Genomic DNA, 14,745 nt, shown 5'->3' with positions numbered 1-14,745 from the left:
AGCACGGTGACGAAGGGGGTTTAAACCATGACGACAAGTATTCAGTCCATTCAGGTTATTTTGGCTAAGATGCAAGCAGCGCTTGATGATCCGGCTGTAGCAGATCGTCCTGAATTGACGCACTTATTGCAACAGCAACGAGGACGCTTAAATTCTGGTGATTATGGCACCGAATTACGGCATTTGCAGGGCTTGTTAAGTCGTTATGCGTTGACCCACGCATTTGACGTACCAAGTAGCGTTCAACGGTTAAATGTTGAACTGATTCGGCAGTTACGTGGTTTTGACGTATTGCTGGCTACACAACGGTAGTCTGGTTAACAAAAAAATCGATTTCCCTGAAGGTGTTATCATCTCCAAGGAAATCGATTTTTTTATAAAGAATACTTAATCAGCTATTTCAGAGCGGCGGTTTTCAACGAATGACTTCGCGAATGCGGTGAGGTCAATTTCAAAAAAGTCCGCAATGAAAAATAAGTTACCAGTTGAAACATTAGTGCCATTCTCGTAACGAGACAGCATGCCTGCTGATAAATTAAGTCCATAACGCTCGTTTAACGTTGCAGCCAACTGCCTTAACGTCATGTGCTTGCCAAGCCGCTGTTCTTTTAATAAAACTCCCAACAAGTTAGCCACCTCCTATAATTGTGGTTGATGTGCTTGTGAATCTATGGAAACAAGAAAATTATACAAGTGTGTGGTAAAAACGCAACTTGTTTTGTCACTTGGTTTTCCAAATAAATGATTTAACAAGGCAAGTACTTGCAATAAAAAAGGGTCTAAATCGGCGTTTATACAGGGCAGTGTATAACATAAGTAAAACCTTTTCACAAATATTAATTAACTAATAATGCTGTTTTAGTAGGGTTTTGAAGGGTTCTAAGTCACTTTTTAAGAAAATGTATTAAAAAATTGCAAAGTTTTGCGTTTGAACGTTAAGTTTGTGATCTGATATCGCTGAAGGTGGAAAAAATGCTGAATTTTTCATATACTTATTATCAAGTCTAACTGGAAAGAAGAACATAATGGCAAAATTTACTGATGGTCGTGAACATGGTGTCGTGAAGACGTTTGACCAGGAAAAAGGGTTTGGTTTTATCGCTGTGAAGGGCAATCCTGATGTGTTCGTGCATTTTTCTGCAATTGAGGAGTCAGGTTATAAAACATTGACACCTGGCGACCATGTCGAATTTGTGGTTGTCGAGGGTATTCGCGGACCCCAGGCAGCGAAAGTTAAACGTGTGACAGAGACGGAGGCAGACCAAGGATGAATTTCGAAGAAAAAGTTACAGCGGTAGCCCCTAAGTACCATGGCGCAATTATCGATGTTGAAAACCAAACGGTGATGTTGCCAAACGGACAGACGGCTCATCGCGACGTTGTTCACCATGCTGATGCGGTCGCCATGTTGGCCATCACCGAGGATGGTAAGGCCATCTTTGAAGAACAATGGCGGGCACCGGTTGCTGAAACGACATTGGAAATTCCAGCCGGTAAGTTGGACGACCGTGATCGTGACAACGCGAAGGCTGCCGCAATCAGAGAGCTAAACGAGGAAACCCGTTACGCTGCGAGCGAAATTCATGAAGTTTGTGGCTTTTATACTTCGGCTGGTTTTACGGATGAGTACATGACGCTGTATTTAGTGACCGGTTTAAAACCTGTTACAACAGAGTTGCCGCAGGACGCCGATGAAAATATTGTGTTACATGAATACACATTGGCAGAGACCAAGCAATTGTTGGACGATGGCAAATTAAAAGATCAGAAGACGATTACTGCAGTGTACTACTGGCAATTGTTAGAGGCTGGGCTAGTTAAACCAAAAGACTAGCGTAACCAAAAGACAAGTAGCAGATATTTTTGCGAGGGATGAAGATATGAACGACGATCAGAATAAGGATCATTTGACGCGCGAGCAGTACCGTCAACAAAGTGCTCAGCAGACTGATTATGATAGTCAGCCAGACAGTGAAGGCGAGGATGAACCAACTCGGAGTCGTTTGCATCGTCAACGACGATCATCAACGTCGGCACCGGAGGCTAACGCATCATTTGATGGTGAACCTAACCAGCCTAGTGATGAACCAACGAGTCGCATGCAAGCAACGGGGCCATTAACTCCTGAGCAAAAACAAAAACGGTTGGCGCATCGTTTGAATATTGCCATCATTGTTTTGGTTATATTAATCGTGCTTGTCTATCTCATTTTGCGGTTTGTGGGTTAAAGACGGATTGATGCCCAACTGCGGATTCAGAAGTTGGGCGGCAATGCGAAGGTAATGGGCAGGTTGCCCAAACATCAACGACAGGGAGAAAATGAATGAAATTTGGAATTTTGTGTGCCATGGATGAAGAAATCAAGGAATTAAAGGCACAATTGAGCAATGAAACAACGACCACGGTTGGCAAGGTGGATTTTTTCAGCGGTCAAATTAATGGTAGCGATGTCGTGTTGGTTCGTTCAGGCATTGGTAAGGTTGAAGCTGGTCTAACAACAGCGTTGCTCATCACGAACTTTGACGTGGACGTTGTCATTAACAGTGGTTCTGCTGGTGGTATCGGTACTGGATTGACGGTGGGCGACGTTGTTATCGCTGATGAAACAGCTTACTGGGACGTTGATGCAACGGCGTTTGATTATGTGTATGGTCAGCTGCCACAACAACCAGCTCGATTTAAAGCCTCGAATAAATGGGCCGATGAAATCATTAAGGCAGCTGATGCTACCGGATTAGCCGTTAAACGTGGTTTAATCGTTACAGGTGATTCGTTTGTTGCGAGTGATGAAACCATTAAAGACATCAAAACACATTTCCCTGAAGCGGTAAGTTGTGAAATGGAAGGCGCTGCTGTGGGACAAGTGGCCCATCAATTCGATGTGCCATACTTGGTCATCCGTGCCATGAGTGACACGGGTAACGGTGATGCAGGTGTTTCTTTCGATGAATTTATCATCGAAGCCGGCAAACGTTCCGCCAACATGTTACTAAACTTTTTTGAGCGGGAAGCAAAGTAAAGAGTGATGCCGAAGCTCGGGAAGGTCCGAGCAACAACGTAAAGGTGGTAGCATGCAAGCGCACTTTGCTTGTGGGGTGGCAGCTTTGGGTTGTGCACAGGCTTCTGGGCGACAGGTGCACGTTTAGAAAGAGTGATGCCGAAGCCCGGCATCACTCAAGCAATAAAACAGGAGGCAGGATTGTGAAGCATATTTATTTAGACAACGCTGCCACCACGCCAATGAGTGACGAGGTGGTCGCAACCATGATGGACCAGATGAAAAACGACTTTGGTAATGCCAGTTCTGTCCATGCTTTTGGTCGGAAGGCACGATCGGTGCTGGATGATGCGCGCCATGTGGTTGCACAAAGTATCAATGCGAATGACGATGAGATTGTGTTTACTGCTGGTGGCACAGAAAGTAATAATACGGCCTGGATGCAAACGGCTATTGCCCGCAAGAATCTTGGCCGGCGAATTATTACGACTGCGATTGAGCACGAATCCATTATGAAAACGGCGGCGTGGCTTGGCGATAACGGTTATGACATTGTCTATCTGCCAGTCAACGAACAAGGTGAGATTAACATGGCCGACTTAAAGGCCGCGTTAACAGACGATACGATTTTAGTTTCCATCATGACAGGAAATAATGAAGTTGGTTCGACGATGCCGATTCATGAAATTGGCGAGTTATTGAAGGATCATCAGGCGTGGTTCCATACAGATGCGGTTCAAGCTTTTGGATTATTAGACATCGACGTTAAACGTGATCATATCGATATGCTGTCGACCTCAGCGCATAAAATCAACGGACCCAAGCAGATGGGTTTTTTGTATCGTCGCGATGGGATATCATTCCCAAGTTTCATAAAGGGTGGCGACCAAGAAGACAAACGACGTGCCGGCACAGAGAATATTCCGGCCATCGCTGGTTTTGCGACGGCTGTGAAAGCTTTGACACCTGCGGAAAAAGCACATCGTCAAGAAAAATATGCGGGGTTTAAACAGTATGTTATTGATGGCTTAACAAAGGCTCAGGTTGATTTCGAACTTAATGGCAGTTTGAAGTCGGACAATCTGCAGCATGTGATTAATCTGTGGATTAAGGGAATTCCCAACGATGTTACGCTAACCAATCTTGATTTGGCTGGCGTTGCAGTCTCTGCTGGTTCAGCATGTACGGCAGGCTCTTTAGATCCTAGTCATGTTCTAGTCGCAATGTTTGGCAAGGATAACCCGCGTGTCATGCAGTCGATCCGATTGAGCTTTGGCCGTTATACAACAACGGCAGATCTGGATGCCTTTATTGAGGCGATGGCAGCAATGACTGCTCGGTTACAACCACAAATGGCAGGAAGGAAGGGGCTCTAATGGCATTTGAACAAACAGTTCAGGTTCCTGGGGATGACCGCATTTTTACCCTCAGTGATCAATTGAAGAAGTACACGTTGCGCGATCTTGGTTTTATGGAAACTAATGCTGGCGGCTTCAGTTTGGAACGACCACTGGATCCGGCTGCTGGGTTGGCTAAATCAATCAAACTGCGCGTGTTGATCAACAAACAATTGAACGGTTTTAAAATGGGCACCGTCAATCCCAGTGGTACAGGTAACGTGAACATCTATACCAACGCTAATCATGATGAATTGGTCGAACAGTATGGTTATCAAATTGATAACTTGATCGAGCGCCATGTGATTGCAGTTCAAACGAAATAAACGAGAGCGGGACATAACACGTTTTGGCTTTCTCAGGCAACGCGAATAAGGCATTTATGGGTGTTTTCCCATGAATGCCTTATTCGTGTTAGATGAGCAAAAGTCAGTGTAAGGTGCTGCGCTTGCGGCAATTTATTAGAAATTGAGTTGAGGCGTTATGTCCCAGTTTCCTTTTTTTAGATATTGAAGTTTAGACATGTTATGCAAAATAAGCGAAGCCAAGTTAGACGATACCCCTGATGGAATGCCAAATCGCGAAAAAGTAGCGAAAGGGCGTCAATTTTGAAACAGAGCTGTGGAAGTAACGTTAATTCGGTGGGCTATCCGAATTTAGGTTACGGACGAGCTTGAAAACTCGGACTTTGAGATTTCAAGTCGAGGTCAAAGACCGCAAAGCGGGCTGAGACCGGTCTACACAGCGGCGTTTCAAAATTGACAACCGCAAGCGGCATTTTTCTATTTTTGCCACGCACAAATGTGAAGCCCTTACTACCAACAGGTGTCACTTGAATTTTGTAAGTGCGTCCTGTTATACTGTTAGGCACTGATAATAACGACCTTCAAATCGTTGATTCTCAGAATCTAATTGAAATGATGGTGATACCATGACTGATCAAGCAGTTGATCATTCACATACCCGTGTTGTCGTCGGCATGAGTGGTGGGGTAGATTCGTCAGTGACAGCGTTGTTGCTAAAGCGACAGGGCTACGACGTGGTCGGTGTGTTCATGAAAAATTGGGACGACACCGATGACAATGGCGTATGTACGGCGACAGAAGATTACAAGGACGTGGCTAAGGTAGCCAGCAAGATTGGCATTCCTTACTACTCTGTTAACTTTGAAAAGGAATACTGGGACCGTGTGTTCACGTACTTCTTGGATGAGTACAAAAAGGGTCGTACTCCTAACCCTGATGTTGTTTGTAACAAGGAGATCAAGTTCAAGGCCTTCTTAGATTATGCATTAGAGTTGGGTGCGGACTACATTGCGACGGGTCACTATGCTCGTGTGACTCATGATGAGGAGGGTCACAGTCACTTGTTGCGTGGCCTGGATGGCAATAAGGATCAAACGTACTTCTTAAGTCAGCTTTCTTCTGACCAGTTGGATCGTGTATTGTTCCCACTGGGTGAAATGGAGAAGCCACAGGTTCGTGAAATTGCGGAAGAGGCCGGTTTGGCAACTGCCGAGAAGAAGGATTCTGTTGGTATTTGCTTCATTGGTGAGAAAAACTGGAAGGGTTTCTTGAACCAGTATTTGCCTGCTCAAGAGGGGAAGATGATGACCCTTGATGGTAAGCAGATGGGGACTCATTATGGCTTGATGAATTACACGATTGGTCAGCGTAAAGGGCTCGGTATTGGCGGTCAAAAGCAAGGTGATGAGCCATGGTTTGTGATCGGCAAGGATCTTTCAAAGAACGTTTTGTATGTGGGTCAAGGATTCAATAATCCGCACTTGTTAGCAACCAAGTTGTCCGCATCAGATCTGAACTGGGTTAACCCAAGTGATGACAATGATTTCCACGTAACAGCCAAGTTCCGTTACCGTCAAAAGGACACTGGTGTGACCGTTCATTTGAATGATGAAAGAACGGTTGCCACCGTGACGTTTGATCAACCTGTTCGTGCGATTACGCCCGGCCAGGCAGTCGTTTTCTACGATGGGGACGAGTGTTTGGGTAGTGGCATCATCGATGCAGCGTACAACGAAGCACGTGAATTACAATACATTTAAAGCTTGTTTGTAAACTTCAGCCAAGGTTGTTCTAGCCGTAAGTTGGTTTTGCAAACGTAAAGGAGTCGTCAAACCAGTTGAGCTGGTTTGACGGCCTTTTTTGTGACATAATATAGGCACATTATTTACTTTAGGGCGGGGTTACTGTGACTAAACTGTACTTTATTCGACATGGTAAAACACAATGGAATTTAGAGGGGCGTTATCAAGGCGCCAATGGTGATTCACCGTTGCTGCGGAGCAGTTATGACGAAATCGATCAATTGGCTGATTATTTGCATGACGTACCGTTTAAACACGTGTATGCGAGTCCAATCAAACGTGCGCGCATGACCGCCATCCACTTAATGGCCGGTCTTCATCAGGGGGTGCCGCTGACGCTGGATTCCGGTTTGCGAGAGTTTGAACTAGGTAAAATGGAAGGCATGTATTTTGATGATGTCAAACGGCAATTTCCTGAGGAGTATGATGGTTTTCGTTTTCATGCGGAAAACTACGACCCGACTTCTATTGGCGGCGAAACATTTGAAGATGTGATTGCCCGGATGGACCCGGTCATTCGGCGGGCGGCTGCTTGTCATCCCGATGACAATGACAACCTGTTGTTTGTTTCACACGGGGCGGCCTTGAATGCCGGCATTAACGGACTACTGCACATTCCGTTGGCGCAAATGCGCGCTAAGGGCGGTTTATCGAATACCAGTACCACAATTCTTGAAACGGTGGACGGTGGACAACACTTTAAGTTGCTGGTCCGCAATTTGACGGCGTACTTAGAGGAATCGCCAGATGCCACCAACACGATTTAACGAGGAGGCGGGCACACAACAACATGAGTGAAAAACATGATGACCAGACAGCCAACACTGCTCAGGCAGAGGCCAAGCAGGCGGTTGCACGTTTGGTGAAACAGATTGATGCGAACCCTAACGACTTTCATTTGTACTACCAACTGGCCACGGTCCTAACCGAAATGCAGGATTATGAACAGGCTGAAGAGCTGCTGATGAAGGCACAGGGCTTGTTTGCCAAAGATGAAGGTGCATTATCATTACTGAACTATGGTTTAGGTAACGTGTATTATCAGGCGGCTTCCTACGATAAAGCCGTGTCTGCGTTTAGCAAGGTGAAAGACGAAAAGCTGCGCTTGGAAGCTTATCAAATGATGGCCCAAACAGCGATGCAACAAAACCAGTATCAAAAAGCCTTTGCGTTTGCATTAACGGTTCACGATGCAAAGCCAAAAGATGCGAGTGTTAATGCCTTATTGGGCGATATTTTGATGGCCATGGGTAACTTTAACCAGGCGGCAGATTTTTATGATCAGTCATTAGCAGCAGATGATCAAAATGGGCATGTTTATTTTAGCCGCGGCTTGACGGCCATGGTATTGGAGCAAGATGCTACGCCATTTATGAATGCCGCCAAACGTTTGGACCCTGATTTTGTCAAACGGAGTCAACAGCGTGTTAACGATATTGCAACGGTAGTCAACAAACGTCATCAAGATGGCGATCAACAAGCAAAATAATTGAAATTAACGAATGGAGGTAACCAACATGGCCGAGTCAATGTCGCTATTTGACGACAACACCAGTTTTAAACCCAATTATGTCGTGGGTAAGGTCGCCGCCATTTTTTTTAGTAGTTCTGATTCTTTTTATAAGGTTCTGTTGGTTCACGTGGATCAAACGGACTTAGACTGGATTGAGGACGAAATTGTTGTCACCGGTTCATTTGGTGACGTGGCGGAAGAAGGCACCTACCGTTTCATTGGCAAGGTTGTGGACCATCCCAAATATGGCAAACAGTTTAATGCCAGTAATTATGAAAATGAGACGCCGACTTCTAAAACGGGCTTGGTCAAATATTTATCTGGCGATCAATTTCCCGGTCTGGGTAAAAAAACAGCGGAGCGAATCGTTGAAACCCTTGGCACCGGCGTAATCGACAAGGTCGTCAAAGATCCCGATGTCTTAAAGCCCATCGGTTTAAAAAAGTCTGTCGCTGATCACCTGATTGAAGTTCTGACCGAAAATCACGGCACGGAACAGATTATCATTGGCCTCAATGGTTTCGGCTTTGGCAGTCAGTTGGCCAGCACGATTTATGAAAAATACAAGCAGGACACGCTTCATGTTATTCAAGAAAATCCCTATCAATTGGTAGAAGATATCAACGGGGTGAGTTTCAAACGAACGGATCAAATTGCTGAACAATTGGGCTTTGATGCGGATGCGCCAGGTCGGTTACGGGCGGCATTGTTGGAAACAATCAGTGATATTTGTTTTGCTTCCGGAAATACGTTTGCCGAGCTAAAGCCATTGATTCACGATGCCACGGCATTGCTAGAATCTGCGCGAAACGTGCAAATTTCACCAGATATGCTGGCCAATCAATTAATTGCCATGGCGAAAGATCAGCTCATCGTCGGCAATGGCCAGCAGGTCTACCTGAAGTCACTGTATGATACTGAATGGGATAGCGCTGAACACTTGATGCGTTTGCAACAACAGCAGGAGCGGTTATTACCTAAAGATGTTGATTTGGATCATGAGGTGCGGCTTGTCGAAAAACAGTTGGGAATCACATACGACGATGCTCAAAAAGACGCGTTAGTGGCCGCAATTTCCTCGCCGGTCTATTTACTCACAGGTGGTCCCGGAACGGGTAAGACGACGATTATTAACGGGATTGTCGCCTTGTTTGCCCGGATTCACGAATTGTCGCTGGATATCAATGAGTATGAGGATGGCACCTTTCCGATTTTATTAGCGGCGCCAACTGGCCGGGCGGCTAAGCGGATGAGTGAAGTGACAGATTTACCTGCTAGCACAATTCATCGTTTGCTTGGCTTGACCGGGCGTGAAGATGAGGCCACACAGTCTTCAGACAAAGATCTTGAGGGCGGACTGCTCATCGTGGACGAAATGTCGATGGTGGACGCGTTTCTCTTTAGAACATTGATTCAGGCAGTGCCTAACCACATGCAGGTGATTTTGGTTGGGGATCAGGATCAATTACCTTCTGTGGGTCCAGGACAGGTATTTGCTGACCTGTTAAAATCAGACTGTTTGCCATCCACTGAATTGACAACAATCTATCGCCAAGACGACAGCTCTTCGATTATTCCCTTAGCACATGCTATCAAGCACGGTGAATTGCCAGCTGATTTTACGGTTAATCAAACGGATCGCAGTTTTTTTGCAGCTCGACCATATCAAGTTGTGCCGCTAGTCAACCAGGTTGTCGCCCGTGCGAAGTCGCGTGGCTTTGCTAAAACGGATATTCAGGTGCTCGCACCTATGTACCGGGGAGCTGCCGGTATCAATGCGTTAAACACGGCCCTTCAGGATACCTTGAATCCGAAAAAGAGTGCGCGGACGAAAGAAATCGAGGCTCACAATGAGCATTTTCGGATCGGTGACAAGGTGTTGCACCTGGTTAACAGTCCGGAAAACAATGTCTTTAATGGCGACATGGGGGAGATCGTCGGGATTGATTTAGCCACTGATAAGTCCAACGAGGACAAGGTTGACAAGCTAACCATTGCCTTTGATCAAACAGAGGTTACTTACGGACGCGCCCAGTTTGACCGGGTGACGCTGGCCTATTGTGTCTCCATTCATAAGGCACAGGGGTCACAGTTCAAACTAGTGATTTTGCCCTTGGTACCCCAGTTTCGTCGGATGCTACAACGTAACCTGCTTTATACGGCGGTAACGCGAGCACAGCAATGGTTGATTCTGGTTGGTGATGAACAATCCTTTGCAGAAGCCGCTGCGAATAAATCTGCTAACCGGCAAACGACACTGCAAGCCCGGTTGCGACAGGTATTCAAACATGAGGGTGACGACACTGTCGAGTCGGAACAGACGGTACCAAGTTCAACCAGTGAGGACAGCGTCGCTGACGCTAGTGCAACAGTGGTCGACTCCGAGGCACCGATCACTCAAGAAACTGGTTCAAATTATGCAACAACGTCTGAATCAACTCAGCCATCAACAAAGGCAAAAGAAGTGTCTGCAAATGTGGAAAAGTCGTCTGCAACCACGCTTGACGAAGAAAGCGGTACACTAGGTGAGCCAAGGTTGACGACGGCCTTAATCCTAAGCGGCAATATCGATCCATTGATTGGAATGGGCAAGTTGACGCCTCAGGATTTTGCGCCGGAAGAAGGTTAACCTAAAGTTAGGGTAAGCGGGGGAGAATGATGGCTTCGTCAAACAGTGCTTCAAATGTGTCGACTAGTCTTGTAAATGCTGCGATTGAGAAACACTGGCAGCGGAATACAGGACTGTTTTTGGCCGCTCAGAATTTTTTCTTATTCGGTTCTTCATCGGTCTTTTTTGCGATTTTATGGTACATTGCGCTCAAAACGTCATCTGGAACATGGATGATGTTGGCCACACTGGCGCAAAGTTTGCCACAAATTTTAGTGTCACTATGGGCTGGCGTGTGGGCTGACCGGTCTAATCGCCGGAACCTGCTTATGTGGGCGACGGGGATGGTCACCGTTGTGACGCTGGGCATCGCACTGATGTTTTATTTTGGCTGGCGTGATTTATGGCTCTTGCTACTAATCGCCGCTGTTCGTTCGATGGGAACGGGAGTGGAGATGCCTGTTGGCAATGCGTTGTTACCGCAATTGACGCCGCGTAAACAGCTAACGCGTATGAATGGACTGAACCAGCTGATCAATGCGGTATTATTGCTCATCACACCGATTGTTTCTGGTTTGATTTTAGGAAAACTCGGGATTATCTTTATTTTTATCGTGGATGTGGTGACGGCCGGAGTTGGTCTGTTATTACTGGCACTAATCAAAGTTGACCCGGTTGTACTTGATCAACAAAAGGCAACGGCTGGTGCGGTTACGTCGACGTTGAGTCAAATTGGCGGTGGGTTGAAATTTACCTTCAATCACAGTTTTATGCGTTGGTTTATGATCCTCATTGCATTAGCGTTTATCATGGTGGCGCCCAGTTCGCAGTTATCAACATTATTTGTGAAACAAACATTTGGTAGCCGGGTGATGTTATTGACGCTTAACGAGTTGCTGTGGACGGCAGGCGCCACCATTGGCGGCATTTGGATCAGTAGCCATCAACAAATTAATCATAAAGTGCCTGTTATTGCAGTGGCACTGGCCGTTAGTGGGGTAGCGTTCTTTGCGATGGGCATTCCAGAACCATTTGCGGTCTATCTGTTTTTCATGTTCATCAGCGGCATTGCGATGCCAATTATTCAGGCGACGAGCAATATCTTGATTCAAGAAACCGTGCCGTCAAACATGATGGGCCGCGTCTTTTCCATTTTTCAGATTGTTTCGGCTGGGATTTATCCGATTGCAATGTTGTTCTTTGGTCCATTAGCGGATGTGGTGGCAATCAAGTGGTTATTTATGATTACGGGCATCTTGCTGGTTGGGATTGCCTGGTGGTTTAACCACACTTTAGCTAGTCGTGAGCAAATGCCAATCAAGTAAAAGATTCCGGCAGTGCTGGTGGGTGACAAATGTTCGCAAGTTAACCGGTTTTAATTGGGTTTTCCTTGTCATTCACGGGCTTACTTGCGATAATAGGACTATTGAAATGAATTTGTGGAGGCAGTCATGAGTGAAGAAAAGTCTAACGGCAACATTAAGTTGTTTTCACTGAACACCAATCGGCCGTTGGCAGAAAAAATCGCAGCGTCTATTAATATTCCGCTGAGTCCAACTACCATCAGTACGTTTGCTGATGGTGAAATTGCGATTACCATTGATGAAAGTGTTCGTGGGGATGAAGTTTATGTCATCCAATCGATTAGTGATCCCGTGAACAGTTCGTTCATGCAAGTGATGATTATGGTTGATGCGTTGCGGCGTGCGAGTGCCGGTGAAATCAATGTGGTGCTGCCTTACTATGGGTATGCACGGGCAGATCGTAAAGCACGTCCCCGCGAACCAATTACAGCCAAGTTAGTGGCCAATTTTCTTCAAATTGACGGTGTCGACCGTGTGTTGACTTTAGATTTGCATGCCGATCAGGTTCAGGGGTTCTTCAACATTCCTGTCGATCATTTGCTGGGTGCACCGCTATTAGCTAAGTACTTTTACACCAACGACTTACTGGATAACATTGTTGTGGTTGCCCCTGATCATGCTGGTGTTTCACGGGCGCGTAACTTTGCTGAGCTATTAAAGGCACCGATTGCAATCATTGATAACCGTTCAGAGGATGAATTTGATCCGGAGCCAGACTCAGTGATTGGTGATGTAAAGGGTAAAACTGCCGTTATTATTGATGACATGATTGATACAGCGGATCGCATGACAGTCTCGGCAGATATTCTTAAATCCAGTGGGGCCAAGGATGTGTATGCGGTAGCGACTCATGCTGTCTTTTCTGGTCGTGCAACGGAATCATTGGAACAATCAAAGTTAACTAAGGTGATTGTCACGGATTCGATTGCAGTCCCCGCTGAAAAGCAGTTTGATAAGTTGGCCGTCATTTCGGTAGCTGATTTAATTGGTGAGGCTATTTTACGGATTCACAACAATCAGCCGGTCGATGAATTGTTTATTAGTAAGCAAAATCCGGATGTTAAATTAAGATAGACCAATTGATATCTTATTTAAAATAAATCAAAAAATCGTGGTATTCGAACAGAATGCACGATTTTTTTGTATCTACAAAAGAGGGGCAATGACACTCTTTCTAAATATAGATTATGCATTAATTTAACAAACAAATTCTTACTTTAACTTATATACCACTAACAAAAAGCGGCGCCAACCCCGCGCCGCAAGCAAGACAAGTTCGTTTTTGACCGCATTTTACGTTAAAATGAGGCTTGTAAGCGTAGATTGAGAGGAGTTAATTGATATGTATCAAGCAAACGAAGAACGGTACGCAAACATGCCCGTTCGCAGGGTTGCTGACACTGGCTTTATGTTGCCAGCGGTCAGTTTTGGCCTGTGGCGGAATCTGGGAGACGAACAACCTTACGCAAATAGTCGTGAGGTAATGTTGAAGGCGTTTGACAACGGCATTTTCAGTTTCGATAACGCGTCAAATTATGGCCCTAGCAACGGGAGCGCCGAAGAGACGTTCGGTAAAGTTTACGAACAGGACCTGAAGCCATATCGTAATGAATTGGTCATAACGACAAAAGCTGGTTTTCATATGTGGCCTGGACCATACGGCGAGTTTTCATCGCGTAAGACATTGATGAATGCACTGGAGTTATCATTAACCCGGATGCATTTGGATTATGTCGATGTCTTTTATATGCACCGTTTCGACCCACACACCTCGCTCGAAGAACAAGTTGAAACATTGGACCTGATGGTTAAGCAGGGTAAGGCTTTATACGTTGGTGTGTCAAACTTTACTGCCGATCAAACAGCAGCAATAACTAAGTTGTTCAAGGAACACCACACGCCATTTGTTGTTAACCAAAGCAGCTACAACATGATTAATCGTGCTGTGGAAGACGATGGTTTGCTAAACGTACTGAAGGAAAACAAACTAGGATTGGTGGCATACGGACCACTAGCAGAAGGTCTGCTAACTGATCGTTATCTACAGGGAATCCCCGAAGATATGCCAATTCACTGGAGCAATAAGCTGTCTTTGAAACAAGGTACTGACAAAGTGGTTAGCAAGTTAAATGATCTGAACAGCTTGGCGTCCGACCGTGGACAAACTTTGGCACAGATGGCCTTGGCGTGGTTGTTGCATGATGATGTGGTCACGAGTGTGGTCATTGGGGCTTCACATGTTGACCACTTGTTGGGCAACATCAAGGCAGTTAACAACCTGACCTTCACGACAGATGAGCTTGAACGAATTGAAAGTATCTTAAATCGTTAAAGGGATTCCACACGCTTTTATTCATGAATATAAAAATAATTATGAGAACGGCGTGGCGAATCTCATTATTTTCTTACAATAATCGTTGACAAGCGATTTTTTGTGCGGTAATCTAATAACAATTTCACATGACCGAAAAACAATTTGAACAGGAAAGTAGTTTTAACGAAACTGTACAGAAAGCCTGCGTTTGCTGAGAGCGGGTGAGTCAAGTTAGGATGAAAATGGCCTGCGATTGGTATCGTCGAACCGGCAGCTACTGTCGGTAAGGTGATAATGACTTGGCGCCCATTACCGCGCACACCGCTACTTAGGAATTCTAGACCCTTTCTAGGTGTCGGTTGATGAGGAGCTGAATGTAAATTCAGTTCGAACTAGAATGGTAACGCGATAAGCTCGCTTCTAATTTTTATTAGAGGCGGGCTT

Annotated in this window: 15 protein-coding genes and 1 other annotated feature; of the genes, 14 read left to right on the top strand and 1 reads right to left on the bottom strand. The window is 45.6% G+C overall.

Going from position 1 to position 14,745, the window contains the following annotated elements:
• Positions 1-27: 27 nt before the first annotated feature.
• Entirely contained in the window at positions 28-312 is a 285-nt protein-coding gene (locus tag GB993_RS11360; protein ID WP_161004383.1) for a bacteriocin immunity family protein, read from the top strand.
• Positions 313-387: 75 nt separating this feature from the next.
• Here the strand turns inward: GB993_RS11360 and GB993_RS11355 are convergent, their stop codons facing one another.
• Positions 388-627 (bottom strand): helix-turn-helix domain-containing protein, encoded by a 240-nt coding sequence (locus tag GB993_RS11355; protein WP_161004382.1) that lies wholly within the window; start codon positions 625-627, stop codon positions 388-390.
• Positions 628-1,025: 398 nt separating this feature from the next.
• Between GB993_RS11355 and GB993_RS11350 the strand changes: the two genes are divergently transcribed.
• The 13 genes from GB993_RS11350 to GB993_RS11290 all read left to right on the top strand — a co-directional run bounded on the left by GB993_RS11350 (position 1,026) and on the right by GB993_RS11290 (position 14,319).
• Complete coding sequence (locus tag GB993_RS11350; RefSeq protein ID WP_017262823.1) at positions 1,026-1,271, top strand: cold-shock protein; 246 nt, start codon at positions 1,026-1,028, stop codon at positions 1,269-1,271.
• Positions 1,268-1,834 carry an NUDIX hydrolase gene (locus GB993_RS11345; RefSeq protein WP_161000955.1) on the top strand — a complete coding sequence of 189 codons (567 nt, stop codon included), beginning with the start codon at positions 1,268-1,270 and terminating at the stop codon, positions 1,832-1,834. Before GB993_RS11350 ends, GB993_RS11345 begins: the two co-directional genes overlap by 4 nt.
• 46 nt (positions 1,835-1,880) lie before the next feature.
• Positions 1,881-2,228 carry a hypothetical protein gene (locus GB993_RS11340; protein WP_161004381.1) on the top strand — a complete coding sequence of 116 codons (348 nt, stop codon included), beginning with the start codon at positions 1,881-1,883 and terminating at the stop codon, positions 2,226-2,228.
• A gap of 95 nt (positions 2,229-2,323) precedes the next feature.
• Positions 2,324-3,019, top strand: a complete 696-nt coding sequence (locus GB993_RS11335) for a 5'-methylthioadenosine/adenosylhomocysteine nucleosidase (protein ID WP_161004380.1) — start codon at positions 2,324-2,326, stop codon at positions 3,017-3,019.
• 182 nt (positions 3,020-3,201) lie between these two features.
• Positions 3,202-4,374 carry an IscS subfamily cysteine desulfurase gene (locus GB993_RS11330; RefSeq protein WP_161004379.1) on the top strand — a complete coding sequence of 391 codons (1,173 nt, stop codon included), beginning with the start codon at positions 3,202-3,204 and terminating at the stop codon, positions 4,372-4,374.
• Positions 4,374-4,721 carry a DUF1831 domain-containing protein gene (locus GB993_RS11325; RefSeq protein ID WP_017262830.1) on the top strand — a complete coding sequence of 116 codons (348 nt, stop codon included), beginning with the start codon at positions 4,374-4,376 and terminating at the stop codon, positions 4,719-4,721. The genes GB993_RS11330 and GB993_RS11325 overlap by 1 nt, the downstream gene beginning before the upstream one ends.
• A gap of 605 nt (positions 4,722-5,326) precedes the next feature.
• Positions 5,327-6,460: a tRNA 2-thiouridine(34) synthase MnmA gene (mnmA, locus tag GB993_RS11320; RefSeq protein ID WP_161004378.1), complete on the top strand. Its 1,134-nt coding sequence runs from the start codon at positions 5,327-5,329 to the stop codon at positions 6,458-6,460.
• A 146-nt stretch (positions 6,461-6,606) separates the two neighbouring features.
• Entirely contained in the window at positions 6,607-7,269 is a 663-nt protein-coding gene (locus GB993_RS11315) for a histidine phosphatase family protein (protein WP_161004377.1), read from the top strand.
• A gap of 23 nt (positions 7,270-7,292) precedes the next feature.
• Positions 7,293-7,991, top strand: a complete 699-nt coding sequence (locus GB993_RS11310) for a tetratricopeptide repeat protein (RefSeq protein WP_161004376.1) — start codon at positions 7,293-7,295, stop codon at positions 7,989-7,991.
• Between the two features lie 28 nt (positions 7,992-8,019).
• Positions 8,020-10,644, top strand: a complete 2,625-nt coding sequence (gene recD2 / locus GB993_RS11305) for an SF1B family DNA helicase RecD2 (protein WP_161004375.1) — start codon at positions 8,020-8,022, stop codon at positions 10,642-10,644.
• Between the two features lie 29 nt (positions 10,645-10,673).
• The gene (locus GB993_RS11300; protein ID WP_161004374.1) at positions 10,674-11,948 is read left to right on the top strand and encodes an MFS transporter; all 1,275 of its coding nucleotides are present in this window, start codon (positions 10,674-10,676) and stop codon (positions 11,946-11,948) included.
• A gap of 126 nt (positions 11,949-12,074) precedes the next feature.
• Complete coding sequence (locus GB993_RS11295; RefSeq protein ID WP_161004373.1) at positions 12,075-13,061, top strand: ribose-phosphate diphosphokinase; 987 nt, start codon at positions 12,075-12,077, stop codon at positions 13,059-13,061.
• 268 nt (positions 13,062-13,329) lie between these two features.
• A complete protein-coding gene (locus GB993_RS11290; RefSeq protein WP_017262837.1) occupies positions 13,330-14,319 on the top strand; it encodes an aldo/keto reductase in 990 nt (329 codons plus the stop codon).
• A 135-nt stretch (positions 14,320-14,454) separates the two neighbouring features.
• Positions 14,455-14,726, top strand: a binding site (T-box leader).
• Positions 14,727-14,745: the final 19 nt, after the last annotated feature.

Origin of the sequence: Furfurilactobacillus milii, from assembly GCF_009864005.1 — a bacterium.
GTDB lineage: Bacteria > Bacillota > Bacilli > Lactobacillales > Lactobacillaceae > Furfurilactobacillus > Furfurilactobacillus rossiae_B.
The sequence above is the reverse complement of the archived record's forward strand: the minus strand, read 5'-3'. Positions and strand labels throughout refer to the sequence as shown.

Excerpts from the sequence above, each read along its gene's own strand:
- GB993_RS11360 (WP_161004383.1), top strand. The coding sequence starts at position 28 with ATGACGACAAGTATTCAGTCCATTCAGGTTATTTTGGCTAAGATGCAA.
- GB993_RS11350 (WP_017262823.1), top strand. The coding sequence starts at position 1,026 with ATGGCAAAATTTACTGATGGTCGTGAACATGGTGTCGTGAAGACGTTT.
- GB993_RS11345 (WP_161000955.1), top strand. The coding sequence starts at position 1,268 with ATGAATTTCGAAGAAAAAGTTACAGCGGTAGCCCCTAAGTACCATGGC.
- GB993_RS11340 (WP_161004381.1), top strand. The coding sequence starts at position 1,881 with ATGAACGACGATCAGAATAAGGATCATTTGACGCGCGAGCAGTACCGT.
- GB993_RS11335 (WP_161004380.1), top strand. The coding sequence starts at position 2,324 with ATGAAATTTGGAATTTTGTGTGCCATGGATGAAGAAATCAAGGAATTA.
- GB993_RS11325 (WP_017262830.1), top strand. The coding sequence starts at position 4,374 with ATGGCATTTGAACAAACAGTTCAGGTTCCTGGGGATGACCGCATTTTT.
- mnmA (WP_161004378.1), top strand. The coding sequence starts at position 5,327 with ATGACTGATCAAGCAGTTGATCATTCACATACCCGTGTTGTCGTCGGC.
- GB993_RS11310 (WP_161004376.1), top strand. The coding sequence starts at position 7,293 with ATGAGTGAAAAACATGATGACCAGACAGCCAACACTGCTCAGGCAGAG.
- recD2 (WP_161004375.1), top strand. The coding sequence starts at position 8,020 with ATGGCCGAGTCAATGTCGCTATTTGACGACAACACCAGTTTTAAACCC.
- GB993_RS11300 (WP_161004374.1), top strand. The coding sequence starts at position 10,674 with ATGGCTTCGTCAAACAGTGCTTCAAATGTGTCGACTAGTCTTGTAAAT.
- GB993_RS11295 (WP_161004373.1), top strand. The coding sequence starts at position 12,075 with ATGAGTGAAGAAAAGTCTAACGGCAACATTAAGTTGTTTTCACTGAAC.
- GB993_RS11290 (WP_017262837.1), top strand. The coding sequence starts at position 13,330 with ATGTATCAAGCAAACGAAGAACGGTACGCAAACATGCCCGTTCGCAGG.